Origin of the sequence: Flavobacterium piscis, from assembly GCF_001686925.1 — a bacterium.
Lineage (GTDB): Bacteria > Bacteroidota > Bacteroidia > Flavobacteriales > Flavobacteriaceae > Flavobacterium > Flavobacterium piscis.
Genome location: NZ_LVEN01000012.1, coordinates 370,552 through 394,887, shown reverse-complemented (window position 1 = coordinate 394,887; position 24,336 = coordinate 370,552). Strand labels below are relative to the sequence as shown.

Sequence of the window (24,336 nt, the reverse complement as noted above, 5' to 3'; positions counted from 1 at the left end):
TATAGTTTTACGAATTAAGTTTTCAAGCATGTTTTTTTATAAAATCTTCGGACGGTTTTCTTTGAAAAATTTCATAATATTTTGATGAAAAATAACTTAGTTTAGTATAATTCAATTCATAAATAATAGCAGTTAATGAGATGAATGTACCACTTTGTAAAAGTTCTTTGGCAAGAGACATTTTTTCCTTAATAAATAAATTGTTAGGAGTATCATTAAAACATTTTTTAAATAAAATTTTATATTTTGATTCTGACATACCTGCCATTGAAGCTAAAAAAGTTACTGAAGGAAATAGGCCATACAAATTATTAAGAAGATATTCTTTTGTTTTATTGATTGCTTCTTGTTCACTATCAGTAACACTGCTTTTTGGATTTTGAGAATGATAAAATTTATTAAAAAAATTGCCGAGTAGTTTTAAGGATACGCCTTTAAGCAAAGATTCAAATGACAAATCGAATACTGATTTATTTTTGATGGACTGAATTAGTAAAATACTATTGCTGTCGATATTGCCATAATGATAAAAAACTCTTTGGCCTTTTTTAACACTTGGTTTTACTTCTTCTTTTTTGGAATGTTTTTTTATAAAATCATTTAGCAGGGCCTTATCAACGAGTATTCTTATAGCAATTGTTCTTTCATTGACAGAGGGTTTAAAGGAGCTTTCTATCTGATTGTCTATAATAGCAAGATCTAATTTGTCGTAGGAGCCAATCTCGTAAGACTTGTTGTTGATTTTTATTAAATTAACATGCTCACTTAAGTCAAAATGAAATATGTACAGAGGAATATCAGATCTATTTCTTGTAATTTTTAGGGGAACTTTTAAAGTGAAATCTATAAACAAAACCGATATACCAGGTATTATTTGAGTGAAATAAGAATGCCCCTTACCCATTGATTCGGGAATAACAGTAATTTTATCATCAATTAATTTGGCTCCTAAATTTTGAACAAATTCACTTTGCCATTCTGGAGTTAAACTATAGTAATGTGAAACTTTTTTCATAAGCAATTATTAATCTTGATAAAGAAGGATTCTGTTTAGGAAATTAAATTTCAAAATAGCTACAATTGCTTGATAAAAGTTTTGGGAGATAAGCCAAAATTCTCCTTGAACTTTGAAGCAAAATAAGAGTTATTCGTAAAACTTAATTGATCTGATACTTGTGATATTGATAATTGCTTACTTTCAAGCAATTCTTTAGCTTTTAGGAGTTTATTGTCCATGAAAAATTTATTAGCAGTCATTCCGGTAATTTTTTTAAATAAATTTTTAAATTTTGTTTCTGACATATTGGCTCTGCCTGCCATTTGTGTAATACTTGGAAAATGATCTTCGATATGGTCTATTAAATACATTTGTGAAGCAATTATATTTGATAAATCTGAAGAATTGACTGTTTGAATAATGATTCTTCGGCTAGCCATTTTTTTTAAGTAATTTGAAATAAGCATTTGAACGGTTCCAATTAAATTTAAATTAAATATAGACCCTCCAACTTCTAATTTGCGTAAATCATTTAGTAAATGATAGCTTTCACTGCTCATTCGATCAAACCTTACAATTGTATTTCTGCTTGGATCTGTCAATAAATCGATGTCGCGAAATGTAATATTATGATCTCTCACAAATGTTTTTATTTTTTCTTTTTTTATAAAAATGCAAAGAGCAAATGTGCTGCTTCCGGCCTTAACATTATAATCAGATTCGAGCGATGCATCAATTACTGACATATTATATTGCCATCTGCCTACATCATACACTGTACTTTCTCTACTGACAGTAGCTTCTCCTTCGGTTAAATTGTAATAAAGACCTACAAAATCATTGTCTTCGTTTTTTTGAATAAATCGAAAGTTCTTATTGTATTTTACATTTATATAATAAGCAACTATACCTTCTCCGCAATCCAGGAAATATCGGGTTCCTGTTTGTAATTCTTCAGGCATAATAATATAATTGTCTTCGATTTTTCCTCCAAATTGATTAGCAAAATTTTCAATCCAGGAGAGATCAGCACCATAGGAGTGTTTAATTGTTTTCACGGAAATATTTTTAATAAAGTTAATAAAATTTTCCGTAATGTTTTAACATTTAATATGTTGGAGTATTAATGGATTAAGATGGATCATTTCAATTCTGAATGAACTTTATAATTTTCAGTATTTTTTAGCCTGAAATATACTGAAATAACGGCATTAAAAAACTGCATTAAGACAAGGAAAATCGAGAATTTAAAGATTTGCAGATTTTGTATCTTATAAATGTTTCGGAGAATTATTATATAATTTATACTATTAAATTTATCTCTAAAAAAATTACTGGAATTTTTAGGAACCGTTTCGACACACCAAACAAATTAAGCAGGGAAGCCCCCAGTTTTTGATACATTTTTGTAATTGGTTTCTCTCCGGTTTATAATTGAATTGTCTTAAAAGAAAGTTTTCCTGTCAGTCTGGATTGCTCTTTTTGGAATATGTACCCTTAATTTATTGAGACAAATTACTCTGTTTGAGAAGGCGTAACAATTTTATTTCGCTTCGTATATTCATTTCGATTTATATAATTGATTCAATTTATTTCATAATTAAACTTCTTAGCGACTGATCTTTAAGTGATTAAATGTTTAAATGTTGCAATAATGCTGTAAAATTGTATAAGAAAATTAAAACACCGTGGTAGTACATTTGAAAAACAAATTTTTTAAAAAACATATCATGAAAGATTCAAATACAAAAACAGCAGCGAAAAAAGCAACTCCTGCTAAAAGTAGTTCGACATCAAAAAATGACGCTACAACTAAAAAATCAGCTGACAGTAAAACCACTTCTCCGAAAGGGACAGTGAAACCGAAGGCATCAGCGGCAGAAGGATTAAGAGATCTTTTTGTAGATTCACTAAAAGATATCTATTGGGCAGAGAAAGCTTTAGTCAAAGCACTTCCTAAAATGGCTAAAAATGCTACTTCTCAAAATTTAATTGACGCTATTAATGATCACTTGGAAGTTACTAAGGGCCAGGTAAGCAGACTAGAAGAAGTATTTGCTTCAGTTGGTGAAAAGGCAGTAGCCAAAAAATGTGATGCTATGGATGGCCTCATTAAAGAAGGGGAAGGTATTTTAGAAGAAACTGAACCGGGTGCTGTTCGTGACGCAGGGATCATTGCTGCGTCTCAAAAAATAGAGCATTACGAAATTGCAACTTACGGAACTCTTGCCGCATTTGCTAAAACTCTTGGGGAAGACGAAGCTGTATCTTTATTGGTTGAGACCTTAAACGAAGAAAAAGAAGCAGACGTTACCTTAACGGAAGCGGCTTACAATACTATTAATTTCGATGCTACTGAAGACGACGAAAAATAGTAAAATACTATTACAGAAAAAGCCTGCAGTTCAAAACTGCAGGCTTTTTTTTTAATATCTTATCTCGATTATAGTAGAGAACGTAAAAATGATATATAATGGTAAAACAACGCCTGTTAAATTTTCAAAAGTCATCTTAAATCATCTTAACTGAATAAAAACTTACCATTTTATCTGGTTATAAGATTTCAAAATGGTGATTTATATATAAGAATTTTAGCATATATTGTAATTTTAATGTCTTAAATATAAGTTACTTAGCTTTCTGTAAATTTTAAAATAAAAAACTATGAAAGCAGCAGTTATTCACGGACCAGGTTCCGTTAAGTATGATACAGTAGAAGATCCAAAAATCAATGCTCAGGATGATATTATTTTGAAAGTAACATCAACAGCCATATGTGGATCAGATCTGCACATTTATTCCGGGGCAATGCCAACATCCCCAATGGTTTTGGGGCATGAATTTATGGGAATAGTTGAAGAAACAGGATCAGCAGTTACGCATCTTAAACGAGGCGATCGTGTGGTTGTTCCTTTTCCGGTAGCATGCGGAAACTGTTTTTTCTGCAACCATGATGTGCCGGGAAACTGTGAGCACAGCAACCCCGAGCACTATGGTCCTGAGGGCGGAATCCTGACGGAAAAGGGTGGTGCTCTTTTTGGGTATACCGACTTGTATGGAGGATACGATGGAGGACAAGCACAGTACGTAAGAGTACCTTATGCCAATTATGGTCCCAGAGTAGTGCCTGAAAACCTTAGCGATGAACAAGTACTTTTTCTGACCGATATTTTTCCAACGGGATACACTGGTGTAGACTGGGGAGAAGTGAAAGGAGGAGAGACGGTTGCCATTTTTGGTTCAGGTCCCGTTGGGATAATGGCTGCAAAAAGCGCATGGCTCAGAGGCGCAGCGCAGGTTATTATCGTAGATACATTGCAATACCGTTTGGATAAAGCCAGAGTTTCTACAGGTGCTACCACTATATTGTGGGAAGATCCAAAAGATGTGGTGGAGCATATCAGATCACTTACAAACGGACGTGGAGCGGACGTATGTATTGATGCTGTTGGATTTGAACCCGAAAGAAGCTTCACAGACAAAATAAAAGCGACTATCAACTTTGAAAAAGGTTCCATCAAAGTTTTAGAAGCTTGTATGAGCGCAGTTCGACGAAGCGGTATAGTGTCGGTGCTTGGTGTATATCCTGTTAATTATGATAATTTTCCTCTGGGACAGTTTTTTGATAAAGGAATTATTTTAAAAGGTGGGCAGGCACCTGCACATAAACACATCGACAAACTTTTGGAATATGTGGTACAGGGAAAAGTGCAGCTTGATGATATCATTACCCACAGACTACCTTTATCTGAGATTTCACACGCATACGAAATTTTTAATAAGAAAGAAGACGGATGTGTAAAAGTAGTATTGGATCCTTGGAAATAATTTGCCTTGACCGTACTTAGATATTAAACAAAAAAATCTACAACTGTAAAGATGTAGATTTTTTCTGTTTTAATGATTTTTTTAATGGTGCTTACCAACATAAAATAATATAATAAACCACTACAATAGTATAAAAGTTAGATACAGTTCTTGCTCTAATTTTAAAGTATAAAAAAATAAGGAAGACAACGCATTTAGTATAACGCTCAAAGAAATAATCTACTAACGCTAAATTATATAATTATGTTTAAGAAAGGACAAAATGTACAGCAGGAATTTGGTAATCAGGTGATGAAAGTAATTGGATTCGAGCCTGAACTTATTGAAAACGTAATAACACAATGGGAAGATGAAGAAGGTACTATCGTGACGGGAAAATTCATGGAGTCACAGCTGCAGCCGGCAGAAGAATAATGAACAACAGGTTCCACCTGCAATTTAAATAATATCAAATAAAGAAATAAGATGATTAGTAAACTGCTACCGAAAGCTTCCTTTTATGATTATCAGGAAAAGGATATAGAATCTATTTTTGAAAAAATGGATAATAAAGCGACAACAAGGCTTTTGTATCAGTTGCCTACAGGCGGAGGCAAGACAGTGGTATTTTCAGAAATAGCCAGAAGATTTATTGCACAATATGCTAAAACAGTCATTATCCTTACCCATCGTAAAGAATTATGCAAACAAACATCCACGGTATTAAAAAGCCTGGGTGTGCAGAACTGCATCATTAATAGTACGAGCGGTAATTTTAAAACAGGCTGTGATTGTTATGTAGCCATGGTAGAAACGCTTCGCAACAGAATAAAAGCAAAGAAAATAAAACCTCGTGATGTGGGACTTGTCATTATTGATGAAGCACATCATAATTCATTCAGAAAATTAATGGGAAGTTTTAAAAATGCTTTTATTATAGGTGTTACGGCAACTCCTTTTAGTAGTGACACTGCAAAGCCAATGAATCTTCATTATGATACACTGGTCACAGGAGAAAGCATTGAAACACTTATAAATGAAGGTTATCTGGCAAAACCGCAGTCATTCATTTTTGAAGTTGAACTTAATACCCTGAAAACGGGAATCCATGGCGATTATACGATTAACTCTTCAAATGAATTGTACAGCTCAGCCGTCATGCAGGATTTATTATTAAAAGCATATAAAGAAAATGCACTGGGAAAAAAGACACTTATTTTTAATAATGGGATCGAAACGTCTCAAAAAGTTTTTGAGACTTTTACAAAAGCAGCAATTCCGATAAAACATTTGGATAATAAAACATCTGATGAAGAGCGCAAGAAAATCTTAAAGTGGTTTAAAAAAACAAAAGACGCAGTTCTTACTTCGGTTTCAATTCTTACCACGGGATTTGATGAGCCGACCGTGCAGCATATTATACTGAACAGGGCAACCACTTCTATTACCCTGTATCATCAAATGATCGGTCGAGGTTCGCGAAGACTTCCATCAAAAAAAACATTTGGAATAACTGATTTAGGAAATAATATTCATCGTTTTGGTAATTGGGAAGCACCTCTGGATTGGCAGTTTGTTTTTGAAAATCCCGAGTCTTTTGCAAAACAGCTACAATATCATACTGTTGGAAATTCTGCGGTACAATCCCATAGTATCTCGGCTGAATTGCGCGCCAAGTTTCCCAACACACTTGAAATGACGTTTGATGTTGAGGCTGCCTATCATGAAGCACTTGAAATGGATAAAAAACCTAAGAATGTTATGCAGGAATCGATTAGGCAACAGGCAAAGATGTGCATGGAAAATGCCAACACTCTTTCTGAAGCAGTGGCATTAGCAGAAGCGCTCCATCCTGAAATTGAGTGGAGGGTAAAACAATATGTGAAGTGCCTTGAGAATGCCAGTAGGAATTATAAAGAATGGTTGATAGAAGATTATCAAAATAGACTAAAGAACCTTATCATCAAATTGTTTGCAAGGGTGAAATCGCCAATCGCTGAAGTAGTTTAATTTATCACGACTGCCAGAGAAATTCTGAGTGTTTTATAACATTTCTTAAATTGTATTCCTAGTTTATCAGGAAAGGTGGCTATTCAGGAAGTAAGAACTAATATTTAAAAGGAAAAATAAATAATTTTAAGTTAAGAATAATCTTATAATTTTAAAAAAAACAAGAAAATATCCTGACTATGTACTTTTTTATTTTATTCAATTCCAATGAATTAAAAAATAACTTTAAAATAACTTAAAATTAAGTTCGTTTTTTGTTTGTAAACATGAAAAACGTTCCTATATTTGCAACCGCTTAGAACAACAAAGCGCACTAACGCTGAGATCGGGGAGATACTCAAGCGGCCAACGAGGGCAGACTGTAAATCTGCTGTGAAAACTTCGCAGGTTCGAATCCTGCTCTCCCCACTAAAAGTCCTAATGAAAATTAGGACTTTTTTTATGGATAAATTTTAATGTTGAAAATTTTAAAATCTGCCTTTCTAAATTTATAAAAAGCAAAATCTGCACTTCAAAATTTTTATATTTTTTGTGCGATAAAATCTTTGAGCAAGATGTTTATAGTAAAATACAACATCTTGGAATTCTATTTTTAGTAATAATTAATCCTTTTACAAATCTATCACTGATCAATTTTCGTATATCATATTAAAGGAACTATCATGGAAAACTTATCGATATTTCATATGAAAATTTTGCAGACATTAGCTGAAAGGTATGGTATGAGCTTCAGTATAGAAGAGCTGACAAGCCTCCTTAGTCCAATTTTTAATACTTTAACAACATTAACTAGTAATATGTCCTCTGGAACGGAAAATCAAGCAAGAGTATTAGAAGCTTTAATTTTTTTGAATGAACAGGGATATGTCTTTTTGAATTTGGATACTGACAAAAGTTTGATAACGATAAAAGGTCTTGTTATATTAAACGATAAAGTCTTGTGTAATTAATCCAAATCTAAGAGTAAGTATTTAAGGCTTCTAAAGCACAAATCCCGAAAAGTTAAGTCTAATGTAGTGCTTTGTGTTTCTATGCTTCGCAATGTCGTTTATTAAAGCTAAAAATGATAAAGCTTAATCTCTGTGTAAACTATTTTTCTCTCTCTACGGGGTGTAAGGTTGATCTTTAATTATTGTATATATCCCAAAAAAAAATCTCCACGAGGGAGATTTTTTGTATTGTGAATAGTGCTATTATTTAGCTAAAAGCTCTAATATTTTTGCTTTCAATTCAGGACCTCTTAAGTCTTGAGCAACCACTTTTCCTGATGCATCAAGAATAAAAGTTGCCGGAATAGATTCTACTCCGTATTGTTTTGCAATTGGCTCTTCCCAAAATTTTAGATTAGAAACGTGAGTCCAGGTTAAACCATCTTTTGCGATAGCTTCTGTCCACTTGCTTTTTTCTTTATCTAATGATACACCAATAATATTTAATCCTTTTGAATGAAGTTCCTTGTAGATTGCTACAACATTTGGATTTTCCTGTCTGCATGGTCCACACCATGAAGCCCAGAAATCTACAATTGTCACTTTACCTAAGCTTTCTTTAAGAGAAACAACTTTTCCTTGCGGATTAGGAGCCGAAAAATCTGCTCTTCAGTTAGGGCTGCCAACAGGAGCTGCTGATGCACCAACTGCAGGTAATTGTGCCTGACCTAATTTTGTTTTAATTTCTTTTCCGGTAGTACTATTTTTCAAAGACTCATCCAAAGCATTAAATAAGCTTTCTGTCTTTTTAATATCAGCACTTGGATCTGCAACCATACTTTGAATAATCAAAGCTGAGATGTAAGCTTTTGGGTGAGTTTCAGCGTAAGCTAAATATTTCTTTTTAGAATTAGCCTGAACTTCAGTTTGAAGAGTCATGTATTGTTTCATCAAACCATTAATAGTTGCTGTATCCTGAGCTTGTTGAGCTTGTTGCATTTTTTGAGTATTCTTTTTCTGAAAGTCAACTAAACTTTTTTGAGTTTTAGTTAAATCCTCATTGAATTTTACATACTCGTCATTGTTGTAAGTTCCAGAAATTTTAGATTTATGAATACTATCTTTATCAATTGCAATAGTAATTTCTCCTGTTTCTAATATAAAAGGAATTGGTCCGTTAGCACCTTGAAGAATTAAAGTATGAAAAGCTGGTTCAGTTACTTTTCCTTTTATTTCAAATTTTCCGTTTTCAACTTTTACTGTATCAAGAGCCACTGCCATTTTAGTAGTTGGGTCCTGACCTTGAAGAATGATTGTTTTTCCGTTTTCAATACCTGTTGCAGTTCCTGTAATTAGGTATTCTCCGTCTTTAACTTTACTGCATGAAATAATCGCTACAGAAGCGGTTAGTAAAAAAAGTATTTTTTTCATTATAAAAAATTAATTAGTTAATTGATTTGTGCAACAAAAGTATCTAAAAATATAAAACTTAAAGAATTTTGTAACCTAAAATTTTGTTATAGTTTTTTTTGGTGTAATTATCATATAATCAGTGTGTTTGGTGGGTTAGTTTGCTGTAAAACTCTTAATTATATTATTATTATGAATCTAAATAGATAATTTTTTAATTTTTAAGCATAAAAAAAGCACTCTTGTAAGGGAGTGCTTTTATACATATTTAAGTATAAATCTATTCTTGATTTGTTTTCTTTCTCCATGTAAAAGAGTTCAAAATGTGTCTTTTTGCGAATCTTCCAGGAGAATCAGCATTTACCATTTTTACGTAAGTTGCTTTAGGAACACTAATGTATTCATAAACACTTCCGTTAGAAAAATCGATGATCAAACGACCTTCAACAAATTTATAATCAGTAATTGATGAAGTTGCGATAGTCTCTGTGTATTCAGGTAAATTTGCTTTAATCGTCTCAGGATTAATACTTACCAAAAAGTGATAAGCCTCAATAATAGCCTTACTTTTTTCTTCTGCTTCTTTCAAACCTGCATCATCACCTTGAAATTTATCAGGATGAGATTCTTTCATCGCATTACGATAGATTGTTTTTAAATCTTTTAACTCTGCAGTTTTGTCTACGTTTAGTAACTTGCGGTATTCAACTATTTTTTTCATAAATAAGGTAACTACTTGTCTATTAGTTTGAAATTGAAATTAATTGTTCAAAAAGACAAATTTTTTGCAAAGGTACACTTTTTTTTAACTTTTTAGTTTTGAAGCAAAAAATATTCGAAAAATATATAAAATATTGATTCTGAATCTCCAGAAGAAGGATTTTTGTTTGTTTAAAAATAGTAAGGAGCCAGGCACTAGTTCTAATAAGAAATTTAGTTTCAAAAAAGTTTTTAACCGCAAAGCATGCAAAGGTTTGTAAATTAAGTAGTTTGTAAAAAAACGCAAAGTTCGCAAAGCTTTGTTTTAGTAAGCTTTGCGAACTTTGCGAAAAATCTTAGCTCCCGATGGCTATCGGGATTGCGGTTAAACTCTCATTTCTAAAACCTGAAACAAAGAAAACCTCAAACAATTTTTTATTTATCCTCAGGTTTCTGATTCGCTTTATGAAAGTTTTTTGATTTCTTAGGATATTTATCATAACTAATATCGCTAGGGTTTTCAATCACAGACTTTATAGTAATCAATTCTCCTAAAGTATGATTAGTATGAGCGATTTTATAATCTAAAAGATATTCACCACAAAAATAATTGTTGTTTTCATCTTTCTCCATGATGCCTGTATAAACCCCTTTTTGCAACATTTTTTCTTGTGAATCTTTAGACATGACTTGTTTATTTTAAAATTAAAGGTACAAAGTTAATCAATTTATGTTTGTTTTAGGGAGTTCTTTACAATCTCAGTATATTTGCACATGCAAAAAAACTTCAAGCCACATCCCAATTCGTTCAAAAATACATTTTGTGTTTTTCATGAAGTCCTTTCAAATGAAATTGAAGGATTAAAGAAACAGTTTGAAAGTAAAGCAGGAAGCACCTATTATTATACCGAAGCCGGAATGTATCGCGTTTCGAATCATTGGGGAAGACTTGCCAACAGTAAATGGCGTTTGGTGGCACGTGAACCGGAAACCGAATCGAAAACAAAAATAGGATTTGCCAACTGGAATGAGTTTTATCCTGATAATGCCGAAGAGAAACTCTATTATATCGAAGCCGATTTTGAAAAAAATACCGTAACTTATCAGCACAAGAATAATCCTGAATATGATGGAAAACCAATTTTAAGAACCAGTTTTGAAACCACAAAAAGAATCAAACAAATCCGGAATTTGCAGCAACTAACATCATGGGCAAAACATTTTGATTATGATGATATCGATGATTTACGAAAGCAAATTATCAACGAACTGATTTACACCGAGAAAACTTTAGAAGAAATTAAAAGAGAAATATAATGGGACGCAACAACGAAAGGAATATCAAAAAGCACAACGACAAATTGCACAAAGCCCAAAACAAAGTAAAGCAGGCTGAAATTGCGCGTAAAGAAAAACTAAAAGAAATTATCAAAAAGTTCAACGAAGACAACAAACAAAGCTAAAAAGTTTCAAGTTTTTTTAGTTTCAAGTTTCAAGTTGCGTCACGGAACCTGAAACCTGAAACTTGAAACAAAAATAACAATACATATAAATATGAAATTCGAAGATTTAAAAGTAAGCGTACAGGAAATTATAGATTTAATTGCTGCAAAAAACAATAGAGAAGCCAATAACAAATTGCTTGAGGTAAACGAAATTTTAGACGAAATGCTGGATCACGCAGAAGAAGACGAAGATTTGAGAGAAATCAGCAGATATCAGGTTTTACTGAATCAATTACACGTAAAAATTAATGGCGAAGAGCAGGTTGATGGAGAATAAGTGCTTTTGTGATACCGGTTTGTTGTTTAAAGATTGCTGCGGATTGTATCTCGAAAATAATCAAAAAGCACCAACAGCTTTAAGTTTAATGCGTTCAAGATATTCGGCATATGCTACTCATAATGCCGATTATCTTATGGAAACCACTTATGTTTCTGAACGGAAATATTATTCGAAAGCAGAAATTTTAAAATGGGCAACAAGCAATAAATGGCAGAAACTGGAGATTTTAAGTTCTACTGAAAACACAGTAGAATTTAAAGCCTATTTCCTCGATTCAAACCATCAGCCTCAGGTGCATTACGAATTTTCGACCTTCAAATTCGAAAATAATGCATGGTATTATGTTGATGGAAAGTTTGAATAATTAATAAACTTCTTGCCAATTTTGGCTAATTTTATTCAAATACTTTAACTAAAAATTAATAAACGTTTCTTTTTTCGTAATTCTAAAATAGCGTAATTTTAGAATTATGAAAAACGAATTTAAAAAAGGTTTTTATTTTAAGTCGTACGAAGCCCCATTTCAGTCTCCGTTTGAAAAACTTTTTGGCATTTTCAAAGAGCTAATCACCCATACTTCGGGCGATTTTGATGAAGCTATAGACTGGCTTCGGGAGTTGGACAAAGAATATAAACTGACCGACGAGAACTACACAATCGATGATTTTATCGAAGATTTAAAAAAGAAAGGTTACATAAAAGACGAGGTCAAAGAAGACGGAACTGGCGGTTTTGGAATTACTGCCAAAACAGAACGCGCCATTCGTCAACAAGCCTTAGATCAAATTTTCGGAAATTTAAAACGTTCCGGAGCGGGAAATCACAAAACAAAACATGCCGGAAATGGCGATGAACATACCGGAGAATTCCGCGAATTTAATTTTGGAGATGGTTTAGAACGTATTTCGTTGACCGAAAGTCTTCGAAATGCCCAAATCAATAATGGTGTCGAAAGTTTCATGCTGACCGAAAATGATTTGGTGGTCGAAGAAACGCAATACAAAGCCCAAATGAGTACGGTTTTAATGATCGACATCAGCCACAGTATGATTTTATACGGCGAAGACCGAATCACGCCAGCCAAAAAAGTAGCCATGGCTTTGGCCGAATTAATTACGACACGTTATCCAAAAGATACGCTGGATATTTTGGTTTTTGGTAATGATGCATGGACAATCCCAATCAAGGATTTACCATATCTGCAAGTAGGTCCATATCACACAAACACGGTTGCGGGACTTCAGTTGGCGATGGATATTTTGCGCAGAAAACGAAATACCAACAAGCAAATTTTCATGATTACCGACGGAAAACCAAGTTGCGTGCGCGAGCGTGACGGTTCATATTATATGAACAGCAACGGACTTGACGAGTATATTGTCGATAAATGTTACACACAGGCGCAACAAGCCAGAAAATTACACATTCCGATTACGACATTTATGATTGCAAACGATCCGTATTTACAGCGTTTCGTCAATCATTTTACCGAAGCTAATCAGGGAAAAGCGTTTTACACCGGACTCAAAGGTTTGGGTGAAATGATTTTTGAAGATTATGAGACGAATAGGAAGAAGAGAGTTAGGTAGTTTTTAGTCTCAGTCTCAGTCTACAGCTGTCACGCCGAGCGAAGTCGAAGCGCTTTTATACACAACGCATATCGTAGAGATGCACAGCAGTGCGTCTCCGCAAAGAAATGACACAATCTTTGTCATTCAAATAAAAACAATAAAAACATATTTCAATAAAAATGGAAATAAATAATATAACAACATTAGGACAATTAAAAGCCTCAGGATATAAAAGTATAAGTATCAAAGACGAATTGCGAAATAATCTTCGTGAGAAAATCAAATCCGGAAAACCAGTTTTCGAGGGGGTTCATGGTTTCGAAAATACCGTCATTCCAGAACTGGAACGCGCTATTTTATCCCGTCATAACATCAATTTATTAGGACTTCGTGGTCAGGCAAAAACACGTTTGGCGCGTAAAATGGTCGAATTATTAGACGAATATATTCCGTTTGTTGCAGGTTCTGAAATCAATGACGATCCGTTGAATCCGATTTCTCGTTTTGCAAAAGATTTAATTGACGAAAAGGGCGATGAAACTCCAATTTCGTGGTTGCATAGAAACGAACGTTTCTTCGAGAAATTAGCTACTCCAGATGTTACCGTAGCCGACTTAATTGGAGATGTTGACCCGATAAAAGCAGCAAATTTAAAATTATCTTATGCTGATGATCGCGTAATTCACTTTGGAATGATCCCGCGAGCGAATCGTTGTATTTTCGTCATCAACGAATTACCCGATTTACAAGCCAGAATTCAGGTAGCATTGTTTAATATTTTGCAGGAAGGCGATATTCAGATTCGAGGATTTAAACTGAGAATGCCACTTGATATGCAATTTATCTTTACAGCAAACCCCGAAGATTACACGAATCGTGGAAGTATTGTAACGCCATTAAAAGATAGAATTGGGTCTCAAATCCTGACGCATTATCCTGAAAGTGTTGCTATCGCCAGAACGATTACAGAACAAGAAGCAAAGCTGGACGAAACACAACATAAATTGGTTTATGTGCCAAGTTTAGCCAAAGATATCTTAGAGCAAATAAGTTTTGAAGCTCGTGACAGCGAATACATCGACAATAAAAGCGGTGTAAGTGCGAGAATGAGTATTACTGCTTTCGAGAATTTAATGAGTACGGCAGAACGCCGCGCCTTAAAAGCCGGAGTAGATAAAACGACTTTACGTTTGTCAGATTTCATTGGGATTATTCCTGCGATCACCGGAAAAGTAGAGTTGGTTTATGAAGGAGAGCAGGAGGGAGCGGCATTTGTTGCGCACAATTTAATAGGTTCAGCTATCAGAACGTTATTCCCAACACTTTTACCTAAAATCGAGAAGCTTGAAAAACCAGATGCAAAAACACCATATTCAGACTTAATCGAATGGTTTTTTGCAGAAAGTGGTTTCGAATTATTAGATGATGCTTCGGATAAGGAATATCAGGCTATTTTGGATGAAGTAACGCCGTTAGATGTTTTATTGAAGAAATACCAGCCGCAATTGGATAAAAAAGACGAATATTTCTTTAAAGAATTTATTTTATGGGGATTGGTAGAATATAAAAAATTAAGCAAAGATCGCTTTGCACAAGGACATCAGTTTAAAGATATGTACGGAAGTTATATTAGTAAATTGTAAATTATTAATTATCAATTATTAATTATGAGTTATAAATTATTAATTTAAGATTGCGTATTACAAGTCAAACCCGACAGGTTTTAAAAACCTGTCGGGTTTTTTATTTTAGTTTTTTTGGCTAATTTTTAAGTTTGTCACCCTGAGCGGAGTCGAAGGGCGCTCCAATTGAAATGGGCTTCGACTTCGCTCAGCCTGACAAAACAATCCGTAAAAAAAATTGCCATAGTTTTATCGAGAAGTTGACTCACGAACATAATTCTATAAAAAAAGATGATTTTTATTACAGAGTTTCTAGTATGATCCTTTCTTCGTCAGGATGACAAGACTGGCTAAAAACAAAGACAATGACTGAAAACTGAAAACTGAGACTGGATACTACGCCCGTTCTCTCGCGAGAGGGATAGAAGCTAGCTACCTTGTAGCGCGGATAGCCCGACAGCATCCCGATAAGAGGGCGAATACGCGCATAGTGATTTTGCCCTCTTATCGGGATGGTGGCTCGCCCAAAGTATTTCTCTTCTTTTATTTATTGAAAATAAACCCGTTACCATTTTTAATTACTCTACCTTGCTCCGTTAGCTGTATTTGCAGTTTTCCCAAAAACAAAATGGAAAATGGTTTCGAAGATCTGATTGCGAGTTATATTGAAAACAAAGTAGGGATTTCAGAACATTTTTTAAGTCCTGAACTGGCGAATCATTTAAAACAAAATTTACTCGACTTAAACGAGAAAAGTTTGTTGATGGCTGCCGGAATTGGTAATTCAGAGAAAGTGTCTTATGATGGAGCAATTAGAAGTGATTCGATTTATTGGTTAGATAAAAAACATAATAATGTATTTGAAAATGAGTTCTTTGCTCAAATTGATGCTTTTATTATTTATTTGAATGAAAGTTGTTATGCCGGAATTACCGGTTACGAATTTCATTATTCATTATACGAAACTGGAGATTTTTACCTGAAACATTTGGATCAGTTTAAAAACAATCCAAGCCGAAAATATTCGATGATTAGCTATCTTAACAGCAATTGGCAGGAAAGCGACGGTGGAGAATTGATGATTCATCAGGAAAATAACAATCAAAAGATTTCGCCTACTCAGGGAAAAACGGTTTTCTTTAAAAGCAACGAACTCGTGCATGAAGTTTTGGTGACTCAAAATACAAGAATGAGTATTACAGGCTGGTTGAAAAGTGATTAATTAATTGTCTTTTTTAAAGTTGTAAAGTAGATAAACACTATTTTTGTGCTCAAAATTTAATTCTATGTTGTTTCTTGTTTTAAGTATTTTATGTAGCGTAATTGTGGGTGTGATTTTTAAAATAACCCGAAAATACAAAGGCAATCCAACTCAAATTGTGACTTTCAATTATGCGATTGCTTTAGCGCTGTGTTACTTTACTTTTAATCCAAATCTGGCCGAAGTCGATGCGAGTGCACCGTGGAATATTTACATTGCGATTGGGATTTTATTGCCTTTTGTATTGCTTTCTCTGGTGGCTTCTATAAAACATATGGGGATCGTAAAAACTGATGCGGCGCAACGTTTATCTCTATTTATACCCATATTGGCAGCATGGCTTATTTTTAAGGAAGAATTTAATTCTTATAAAGTTATTGGGATCATTATAGGTTTTATGGCTCTTTTGTTTATTCTAAGAAAACAATCTGCAAACACAGAAAATAAATGGTTTTTCCCGGCTGCAGTTTTACTGGGATTTGGAGTGATTGATATCCTTTTCAAACAAGTAGCACTTTATACGAGTTTGCCTTATCCAACCTCTTTATTTGTTGTTTTTTGTGTTGCTTTATCGGTAGCGATAGTAATTTCTATTTATGAAATAGGGATTAAAAAGGTAAAATTAGAACCTAAAAACATCCTTTTTGGGGCTTTGGTGGGAATCTTTAATTTCGGAAATATTCTGTTTTATTTAAAAGCTCATAAGGCTTTCGCCGAAAATCCTTCGACAGTTTTTGCCGGAATGAATATGGGAGTTATCGTTTTAGGAAGTCTTGTTGGTTTACTTTTTTTTAAGGAAAAATTGTCTAAAATTAATTTCATAGGGATCTTTTTAGCCCTGATTTCGATTGTTTTTATCGTTATTTCGCAATTTAAATAATTTATTTTTCACTCTTAATTGGTTAGTTTACAGCTTCTTTTAGGCTGATTTTAATAATTATTAAAATAAACTCGACTAATTCTATAGAATTTATAAATATAATTTATAGATTTGCAATGACAATGAAAAACTTTAGTCTATATATCATCCCGTTTATGTGCAGCTTCACGATGTGTTGCATGTCAAACGATGCGATGAAATGGCGTTAATAGAGAAAAACTTGTTAGTTATTTTTTTTTTTAGCCTTTCATGCACCATGAAAGGCTTTTTTTTTAGAACCATTAAAAAATGAATAAAATGAGATCAAATAGAAATACAAATAGTATGATGGAATGTTGTCTGATTAAAATTCCATGTTGTAGTAATTATTAAAATAATAAAAGCTCTTTGTAACTATCAAAAGGACTTTTTTAATGGATTAATTTCTAAACCCAATAAACCCAAATTAAAAAAATATATATCATGAGTACACAATTAATAAAACAGAATCCCTTTCAATCGATGATTGATCGCTTTAATATCGCTGCGGATATCTTAAATTTGGATGAATCTATCAGGCAGAAACTGCAACGACCGGAAAAACAAATTGTTGTTAATTTTTCTATCACATTAGATAACGGAAAAGAGCAAAACTTCGAGGGATATCGTGTAATTCACAATACGGCTTTAGGGCCATCAAAAGGTGGAATTCGCTACGATAATGCCGTAAATCTTGACGAAGTAAAAGCACTTGCTGCCTGGATGACCTGGAAATCTGCTGTAACCGGAATTCCGTTTGGAGGAGCAAAAGGCGGAATCATTTGTGACCCAAGAACACTTTCTAAAAGTGAATTAGAAAAAATTACAAGAGCGTATACGAAAGCTTTAGCGGATATTTTTGGTCCGGAAAAAGATGTTCCTGCTCCAGACATGGGAACAGGCCCTGATGAAATGGGCTGGCTGATGGATGAATTTTCACTGGTTCACGGCAAAACAATTCATGCCGTTGTAACCGGGAAACATTTGCATTCAGGAGGATCTTTGGGCAGGGTAGAAGCAACCGGAAGAGGCGTGAGCATCATTACCTTATTGGCGCTTCAAAAACTAAAACTAAGACCTGCAAGATCTACTGTGGCGATTCAGGGATTTGGTAATGTAGGATTGCATTCGGCTTTGTTTTTGTTCGAAAAAGGACTAAAAGTAGTCGCCGTTAGTGATGTTTCTGAAGCTTTTTACAATCCCGCGGGATTGAATATTCCGGAATTAATTCTGTATTATAATTTGAATAACAAAAGCATTAAAGGATATCCAAATTCAGTAGCCATCAAACATGAAGATCTCTTATTGTTAGATGTAGATGTATTGATTCCGGCTGCCAAAGAAGATGTAATCACGCAAAAAAATGCCCATGACATTCGTGCTAAAATTATTGTAGAAGGTGCAAACGGACCAGTTTCGTCTGATGCTGATCAAATATTACATCATAATAATGTATTGGTAGTTCCGGATATTTTAGCGAATGCCGGCGGAGTTACTGTTTCTTATTTTGAATGGCTTCAGAATTCGCTTTTAGAATCCTGGAGAATCCATCAGATTAATACACGCTTAGAGGATATTTTAGAAAAAGGTTTTGAAACTGTTTTTAGAATCGCTGCCAAACACAATGTAACGCCACGTATTGCTGCCTACATTATTGCTTTGCAAAAAGTAGCCGATACACAATCTGTAAAAGAAGTTGCTTTGGCTGAGCCAAAATTTAAGCAGAATTAAAAATTAGGTTTTAGCATATAAAGACTGTTTTCATTGATTACTATTATTTTCAAAAGAGAAGGTATTAATCTATGAAAATATCTTTGTTTTAAGTTAATAGTAATGCACTGTATGACGTAAAAAATTATTAAACACATAGAAACATAGGATTTTATGTGAAATAAAGGATACAAAAAGAAATACATTTCTTTCGCATAGTCCCGATAGCTATCGGGATGTGAATTTAGATAAGTGAAACGTCCTTTTTTTTGAGTAAGCAAAAGCTATGTTTCTATGTGTTAAAAATAATTGTCCCTGTGTTTATAGTAAAATGTATTTGAGTTTTTTTTAAATCAAAAAAGGAATTTTTAAAATGAAACATATTAATTTTCTAGCTTTTGCAATGCCTGCTTTTTTTCTGTTTTTATTTTTAGAATATAAATTAGTGCAACGCAAAAAGAGACCGGAAATTTTTAACTACGAAAGTTCAGTGTCTAATATTAGCATTGGTATTGCAGAGCGACTGATCAATTTATTTATAGCCGCAAGTTTTTATCAATTGTATTATTTGATATATGACAATTATAGAATTTTTGATATCCCAAGCAATGTTTTTGTTTGGTTTGCCTTGATTCTTGCTACTGATTTTGTTTGGTATTGGTACCATCGATTGGGGCATGAAGTCAACTTTTTCTGGGCTGCACATATTGTGCATCATCATAGCGAAGAATTTAATTTTACCGCGGCGGCCAGAATTACTACTTTTCAGGCCGTTGTAAGAACCGGATTTTGGTGCGTACTTCCGTTGGTTGGTTTTCATCCGTCAATGGTCATTACTATGCTTATTGTTCACGGTGCTTATTCTTTCTTCACGCACACACAACTTATAGGCCGAATAAAATGGCTGGAATATGTTTTTGTAACACCATCTGTTCATGGCGTTCACCATGCTTCTGACGAGAAATATTTAGATAAAAATTATGGCGATATGTTTACCTTTTGGGATCGTCTTTTTGGCACTTTTCAGGAAGAAGAAGAAAAACCAAAATACGGTTTAACGCATCCGCTAAAAAGTTATAGTTTCCTTTGGCAGCATTTTCATTATTATTTTGAAATCTACGAATTATGGAAACGTTCTGAAGGCTTTAAAGCCAAATGGAAAGCCGTTTTTGGAAGTCCCGCACACATGGATCAGGATATTCGTCCTATATTAGAAAAGCGATTTCTGCAGGATAAAACCAATCCGCATCAAAGGCTTCGATTTAAGAATTATCTATATATTCAATTGGGATTCTGCACTTTATTTTTAACAGTTTTTACGTATTATTTCGAATATTTGAATGTTGTTGATAAGGTTTTTGTGCTTTCGATTATCCTCATAACTTTAGTCAATTGTGGTGCTTTATTAGAACAGCGAAAATGGATGTACTATCTTGAATATGCGCGTATTTTTATGTTTACGACGTACTTTTTATACATAGAAAATTTAACTTCATTTTTCTTTATTCCGCTAGCCATTATGATTTTTGCAGAACAGTTATTTTCGTTAAGTACACGATATCAAAATGTTGTTCTTCAATTAGAGGCTTCAGAGTGAAAAAATTGGGCCACGGATTTTACGGGTTTAAACGGATTTTCACAGATTTTTTATTAGATGAATTTGTATGATTTGGGAACCGAATAAAGGATTAGAAAAACAGCCACGAATTCACGAATTATTATGCACAGTCATTATGTGAATAATTCGTGAATTCGTGGCTATTTTTTCTCAAAGGTTGAAAAAAAGAGAATCTGCGATAATCCGTTTAAACCCGTAAAATCCGTGGGCAAAAAAATTATATCGTTTTAATCGCCATAATCTTCTCTTCAAAAGTATCCTTAAAATCTGATTTGCTTTTGATTCTGGTTTTGTACGTATAAATGGTAGCTACAGAAAGTTCCAGAAATTCCGCCATTTGATTGCTGTCCTGAATGCCTAAGCGATACAAAGCGAAAATGCGCAATTCAGTATTTAAAAGTTCTCCTTTTTTTACCACACATTTATGATCGTTTGGGAATAAATGATTAAAATCGGTTACGAAAGTGGGGAATAACTTTAGGAAGATTTCGTCAAACTGATGAAAAAGATTCTCGCGCTCTTCCTTTACATTATAGCGTTTTAAACTTGCAATAACTTCGTCTGTTTTTTTGGTAATGATTTTATGAAGCGTGCTTTTCTGAATGTGATCTATTTTATTAATGAAAGCTGAAGTTGCCTTTATAAAATAAGTAATGTATTCCTCTTTAATAGCATTAGCTTCACTCAGACTAATATTCATTTCCTGAAGCTGCGCGTATGACGAAGCCATTATTTTTCTGGCTTTATTTCTTTCTTTCAATTGTTTAAAAATGATAATCGAAAACAAAATAATAATTACCGTAAGAATCGTTAGCAGAATAATAATCTTTTCGAGTTTATCATTTTTTTCTTTTACATTGTTTAATTGCGCTTTTTCGATAATAGGCAATATCGACGAAATTTCAATTTTACGATGTCTCGCATTATAAAAAGTCGCATCATCCATGGCAATATTAATGTACTCATTGGCTTTGTCCAGATACCCCATTTTAAAGAGTTCATTGGCCAAATTTCTAAGGGCAACGGTTTCTTTTGTAGCATTTTTGACATCGGCGATAGCTGCAAGAGCAAGATATTGAATCGCCTTTTTAGTATAGCCTCTTTCAGAATAAATATAGCCCAGACTTGAAGTTGCAATTCCGTAATAATCAGATGGTAATTGATAATTGTTGATCCAGTAGCTGAACGCAAATTCGGCGCCACGCCAGTCTTGCTGTTTTAGGCGTTTTAAGCTCTCTGCGGCCCAATATTCGTTCGTATTGGTTCCTATTAATTCTAACGCCTTTTTGAGGAAATGATTTCCTTGCTGTATGTAATGGATATTGAAACGCTGATCTTTATTATAATCTGCCAGATCATAATAAGCGCGGGCTTTGATCGAATAAAATTCGAATTTATTTCTTTGATCGAGTTTTTTATCGTCGATAACATTCAGGGTATCAATAGCTTCTTTAAAAAGACCTGAGGAAAGCAATACAAAACCTTCTTTAATTCGGCTTTTGGCCAAATAAATAGGTTCTTTAAGTACGATAGCTTTGATCTTGGCTTGTTCTAAATAGTAATAAGCCGAGTCGTATTTGAAAGATTTATATTCTTCAAACAGCAGCATATAAGTATCATAAAGCTGTTCGTTGTTCTGGCTCAGAGTAAACTTGGAAACGTTTTTCTTTAGCGTTTCTATTTTACGATACTTCTGTTTTAAGTAGATTTCCTTTTTAAGGAGTACTTTATCTAATTCTTCCAGAACAGGATTTGTCTCTTTCGCAGAGAGAGAAAAACCTGCAAGTAAAAAATACAGAATTACTATTCTTCGCATGTTTTTGGTTTGGTTTAGGAGGTAAGAAAAAATTTAGTTCGGCTTGAGTTAATTCGTTTTTAATTCAAAAATAGTTTAAGAGCTGATGATTAGCAACTTTTAAAATTGTGTAGCTTCTTTTGTAATATATATAAGAAAAGTGAAGTAATTATCGTGTGAAACCGGGTTTAGAATGTTAAAAGTACTCTAATAACTTGCAATTATACAATAAAAAGGAATTAAATATATGTATAGTGAAAAAAAAATCTGTTTTAATTTAGTTATTGTCATTTTTACCATAGTTTATTTGCGTTTTTCATCTCAACAGAACCTTGATTTTTTAATTTACGAAAATGTTATAGTTTGTTGATTTTTAATTAATTAGAGTTTTAAATTACTGAATTATATCTTGATTTTTCACAGATGTTTTTTTTTAGATTTATTTAACCTCTAGTTTCGTACTGTCCTTTTTAAGGGATAAAAAAAACTAACAAAAACCAAAATTTATGAGATGTAAAAGTATTTACTGGTTAGCTGTTTTTATGTGTTTATTTGCCATTGGCTGTGATAACACAGAAGACGGAAGCTACGTTGATCCGATTACCATTTATGAGAAAGTAAATGGAAACTGGGGATTGACAAATTTGAAAATGGTCGATGAATTTGCAAAGGCAAATAAGATCGAGCCAAGCGAAGAAAACTTGAGTACCTATTTCAACTACGAAGATTTTAAAATCAAGTTTAATGTAGATGAAAAGAACAATCCAACAAGTTACGAAGTTACAGGAGATGTTCCTCCTTTATTTGCTCCAAAAGGATACTGGCAGTTAAGTTCAGATTTTCAGCCAACAAATCCGGGTAACCCTGTCAAAATTTATTTGTACAGTGATGCTCAAAAAACTCAAAAAACAGATGAACTTCGATTATCATCGGTTCCGGGCAAAAACGGAGAGATGGAAATTCAGTTAGCACGTGTTTCCGGCGGAAGTGTGTTTATTTCCTATGTGTTTAAATTAACTGCTATTAATTAAAAAGTAATATGAAAAAATTTATATATACAATTTTACTTGCCTTATTAATCGCTCCTAATTTTGTGCAGGCACAAGAAACAACCGGAGCTGTAGGCAGTATGACATCATTTCCTGTAGTATACAAATATGATGAAAAAGTGACGTGGTTTTTTGATCTTTCAGCGACAACATTTGCTGAAAATGAAGTTTTATATTTATGGATTTGGTCGCCATCAGAACCGGATGCAGGAAATTGGGAAAACTCATCAGACTTTGCGAAACTTACTCATGTAAAAGACAAAATCTGGAGTATTACTTTAACTCCAACAGAATATTTCTCCAGAACCCCAACTGAAATTGCAGCAAGTGCAGGATTTTGGCTTCGTATAAAAAACAAAAACGGATCGAAACAAAGTGAAGTGGCGAATATGCCATACACGGATTTTTCTTCATTTTATACGGCGAATGAGCTGATCAGAGCTTACCCAACAAAACCAACAATCGATAAAGGAGTTAGTATTTTGTTTAATGCCAATCTGGCTTCGGGATTTGCAGGTGCAACAAGCGTACACATGCATAGCGGACTTAACGACTGGACTATTCAGCAAATGTACGAAGCATCGAAACCGGAAATTGCCGAAAAAACAAAATTGAAAGACTTAGGAAACGGTTTTTATAAAATGGATTTAGTTCCAAAAGATTATTACAATGCTCCGGACGGTTTCGTGATGGAAAATCTGGTTTTCCTTATGGTAAAAGACAACTGGGCAGGAACAACTCCGGATCAGGTTTTGTACGCTGGAGCTTTTGTACCACCACCAGCACCGGTTTTTGGATTTTTCCCTTTACAGATAAGTCAGAAAGATTTTCTTGGAATGTCAAGAAAAAATAACGAATCGGGTGTAAACAAATTAATCTACACCATTACAGCCGGAAGCAAAGTTATTTCGGGCGAGTTTACCGGAGGAACGGCTGAAATAAAAGGATTTGTGAATTTGGTTTCAGAACTTAAGGATGTTCCAAATTTAAGTGAAATTCATGTTGTGGTAAAAGACAATAAAGACAAAACAATTTCGAATACAACGATTCCACTTAAAACTTTAGACAAGTAATTCACTATCAAATTAAAACATCAATTCTAATGAAATGAGCATAACCCAAAAATTGGTCGTAATGCCAAAAATTGATATGCAAATTACATATGACCGATATAA

Annotated in this window: 22 protein-coding genes, 1 tRNA gene and 1 pseudogene; 17 read left to right on the top strand and 7 right to left on the bottom strand. The window is 33.6% G+C overall.

Annotated elements, in window-relative coordinates; translation table 11 throughout:
• Window positions 1–22: 22 nt before the first annotated feature.
• Both FLP_RS08630 and FLP_RS08625 read right to left on the bottom strand, forming a co-directional pair.
• Window positions 23–1,015, bottom strand: coding sequence for a helix-turn-helix domain-containing protein (locus FLP_RS08630; RefSeq protein WP_065449113.1), 993 nt, complete (start codon window positions 1,013–1,015; stop codon window positions 23–25).
• A 59-nt stretch (window positions 1,016–1,074) separates the two neighbouring features.
• Entirely contained in the window at window positions 1,075–2,055 is a 981-nt protein-coding gene (locus tag FLP_RS08625) for a helix-turn-helix domain-containing protein (RefSeq protein WP_065449112.1), read from the bottom strand.
• Between the two features lie 672 nt (window positions 2,056–2,727).
• Here FLP_RS08625 and FLP_RS08620 point away from each other — a divergent pair.
• From FLP_RS08620 to FLP_RS08605, 5 genes are all read left to right on the top strand, one after another.
• Complete coding sequence (locus tag FLP_RS08620) at window positions 2,728–3,372, top strand: YciE/YciF ferroxidase family protein (protein ID WP_065449111.1); 645 nt, start codon at window positions 2,728–2,730, stop codon at window positions 3,370–3,372.
• 289 nt (window positions 3,373–3,661) lie between these two features.
• Window positions 3,662–4,825: a zinc-dependent alcohol dehydrogenase gene (locus tag FLP_RS08615; RefSeq protein ID WP_065449110.1), complete on the top strand. Its 1,164-nt coding sequence runs from the start codon at window positions 3,662–3,664 to the stop codon at window positions 4,823–4,825.
• A 243-nt stretch (window positions 4,826–5,068) separates the two neighbouring features.
• Window positions 5,069–5,239 (top strand): hypothetical protein, encoded by a 171-nt coding sequence (locus tag FLP_RS25440; RefSeq protein ID WP_165606656.1) that lies wholly within the window; start codon window positions 5,069–5,071, stop codon window positions 5,237–5,239.
• A gap of 51 nt (window positions 5,240–5,290) precedes the next feature.
• Window positions 5,291–6,814, top strand: a complete 1,524-nt coding sequence (locus tag FLP_RS08610; RefSeq protein ID WP_065449109.1) for a DEAD/DEAH box helicase — start codon at window positions 5,291–5,293, stop codon at window positions 6,812–6,814.
• Between the two features lie 327 nt (window positions 6,815–7,141).
• Window positions 7,142–7,222, top strand: a tRNA-Tyr gene (locus tag FLP_RS08605).
• A 785-nt stretch (window positions 7,223–8,007) separates the two neighbouring features.
• Here the strand turns inward: FLP_RS08605 and FLP_RS08595 are convergent.
• From FLP_RS08595 to FLP_RS08580, 4 genes and pseudogenes are all read right to left on the bottom strand, one after another.
• Window positions 8,008–8,394, bottom strand: a pseudogene (locus FLP_RS08595) (TlpA family protein disulfide reductase); the annotation flags it as partial.
• 18 nt (window positions 8,395–8,412) lie between these two features.
• A complete protein-coding gene (locus FLP_RS08590; protein ID WP_065449107.1) occupies window positions 8,413–9,174 on the bottom strand; it encodes a DUF4369 domain-containing protein in 762 nt (253 codons plus the stop codon).
• 259 nt (window positions 9,175–9,433) lie between these two features.
• The gene (locus tag FLP_RS08585) at window positions 9,434–9,874 is read right to left on the bottom strand and encodes a KTSC domain-containing protein (protein ID WP_041515768.1); all 441 of its coding nucleotides are present in this window, start codon (window positions 9,872–9,874) and stop codon (window positions 9,434–9,436) included.
• Window positions 9,875–10,287: 413 nt separating this feature from the next.
• Window positions 10,288–10,539 (bottom strand): hypothetical protein, encoded by a 252-nt coding sequence (locus FLP_RS08580; protein WP_065449106.1) that lies wholly within the window; start codon window positions 10,537–10,539, stop codon window positions 10,288–10,290.
• An 87-nt stretch (window positions 10,540–10,626) separates the two neighbouring features.
• Here FLP_RS08580 and FLP_RS08575 point away from each other — a divergent pair, with 87 nt between their 5' ends.
• The 10 genes from FLP_RS08575 (at window position 10,627) to FLP_RS08535 (ending at window position 20,296) form a co-directional block, all read left to right on the top strand.
• Window positions 10,627–11,169, top strand: coding sequence for a hypothetical protein (locus tag FLP_RS08575; RefSeq protein ID WP_065449105.1), 543 nt, complete (start codon window positions 10,627–10,629; stop codon window positions 11,167–11,169).
• Window positions 11,169–11,315 (top strand): hypothetical protein, encoded by a 147-nt coding sequence (locus FLP_RS25435; protein ID WP_089477420.1) that lies wholly within the window; start codon window positions 11,169–11,171, stop codon window positions 11,313–11,315. Before FLP_RS08575 ends, FLP_RS25435 begins: the two co-directional genes overlap by 1 nt.
• A 91-nt stretch (window positions 11,316–11,406) precedes the next feature.
• The gene (locus FLP_RS08570) at window positions 11,407–11,634 is read left to right on the top strand and encodes a hypothetical protein (RefSeq protein WP_065449104.1); all 228 of its coding nucleotides are present in this window, start codon (window positions 11,407–11,409) and stop codon (window positions 11,632–11,634) included.
• Window positions 11,606–12,001, top strand: coding sequence for a YchJ family protein (locus FLP_RS08565; RefSeq protein WP_083195831.1), 396 nt, complete (start codon window positions 11,606–11,608; stop codon window positions 11,999–12,001). The genes FLP_RS08570 and FLP_RS08565 overlap by 29 nt, the downstream gene beginning before the upstream one ends.
• 106 nt (window positions 12,002–12,107) lie before the next feature.
• Window positions 12,108–13,226 carry a vWA domain-containing protein gene (locus tag FLP_RS08560; RefSeq protein WP_065449102.1) on the top strand — a complete coding sequence of 373 codons (1,119 nt, stop codon included), beginning with the start codon at window positions 12,108–12,110 and terminating at the stop codon, window positions 13,224–13,226.
• Between the two features lie 161 nt (window positions 13,227–13,387).
• A complete protein-coding gene (locus FLP_RS08555) occupies window positions 13,388–14,851 on the top strand; it encodes an AAA family ATPase (RefSeq protein WP_065449101.1) in 1,464 nt (487 codons plus the stop codon).
• A 607-nt stretch (window positions 14,852–15,458) separates the two neighbouring features.
• Window positions 15,459–16,052: a 2OG-Fe(II) oxygenase gene (locus FLP_RS08550; RefSeq protein ID WP_065449100.1), complete on the top strand. Its 594-nt coding sequence runs from the start codon at window positions 15,459–15,461 to the stop codon at window positions 16,050–16,052.
• A 64-nt stretch (window positions 16,053–16,116) separates the two neighbouring features.
• Window positions 16,117–16,971: a DMT family transporter gene (locus FLP_RS08545; protein WP_065449099.1), complete on the top strand. Its 855-nt coding sequence runs from the start codon at window positions 16,117–16,119 to the stop codon at window positions 16,969–16,971.
• A gap of 462 nt (window positions 16,972–17,433) precedes the next feature.
• Window positions 17,434–18,720 carry a Glu/Leu/Phe/Val family dehydrogenase gene (locus tag FLP_RS08540; RefSeq protein ID WP_243397507.1) on the top strand — a complete coding sequence of 429 codons (1,287 nt, stop codon included), beginning with the start codon at window positions 17,434–17,436 and terminating at the stop codon, window positions 18,718–18,720.
• Window positions 18,721–19,072: 352 nt separating this feature from the next.
• A complete protein-coding gene (locus tag FLP_RS08535) occupies window positions 19,073–20,296 on the top strand; it encodes a sterol desaturase family protein (RefSeq protein WP_065449097.1) in 1,224 nt (407 codons plus the stop codon).
• A gap of 238 nt (window positions 20,297–20,534) precedes the next feature.
• Here the strand turns inward: FLP_RS08535 and FLP_RS08530 are convergent, their stop codons facing one another.
• Window positions 20,535–22,133, bottom strand: a complete 1,599-nt coding sequence (locus FLP_RS08530) for a DUF6377 domain-containing protein (RefSeq protein WP_065449096.1) — start codon at window positions 22,131–22,133, stop codon at window positions 20,535–20,537.
• Window positions 22,134–22,618: 485 nt separating this feature from the next.
• Between FLP_RS08530 and FLP_RS08525 the strand changes: the two genes are divergently transcribed.
• Both FLP_RS08525 and FLP_RS08520 read left to right on the top strand, forming a co-directional pair.
• A complete protein-coding gene (locus FLP_RS08525) occupies window positions 22,619–23,143 on the top strand; it encodes a DUF5004 domain-containing protein (RefSeq protein WP_065449095.1) in 525 nt (174 codons plus the stop codon).
• Window positions 23,144–23,151: 8 nt separating this feature from the next.
• Window positions 23,152–24,234: a hypothetical protein gene (locus tag FLP_RS08520; RefSeq protein ID WP_065449094.1), complete on the top strand. Its 1,083-nt coding sequence runs from the start codon at window positions 23,152–23,154 to the stop codon at window positions 24,232–24,234.
• Window positions 24,235–24,336 lie beyond the last annotated feature (102 nt).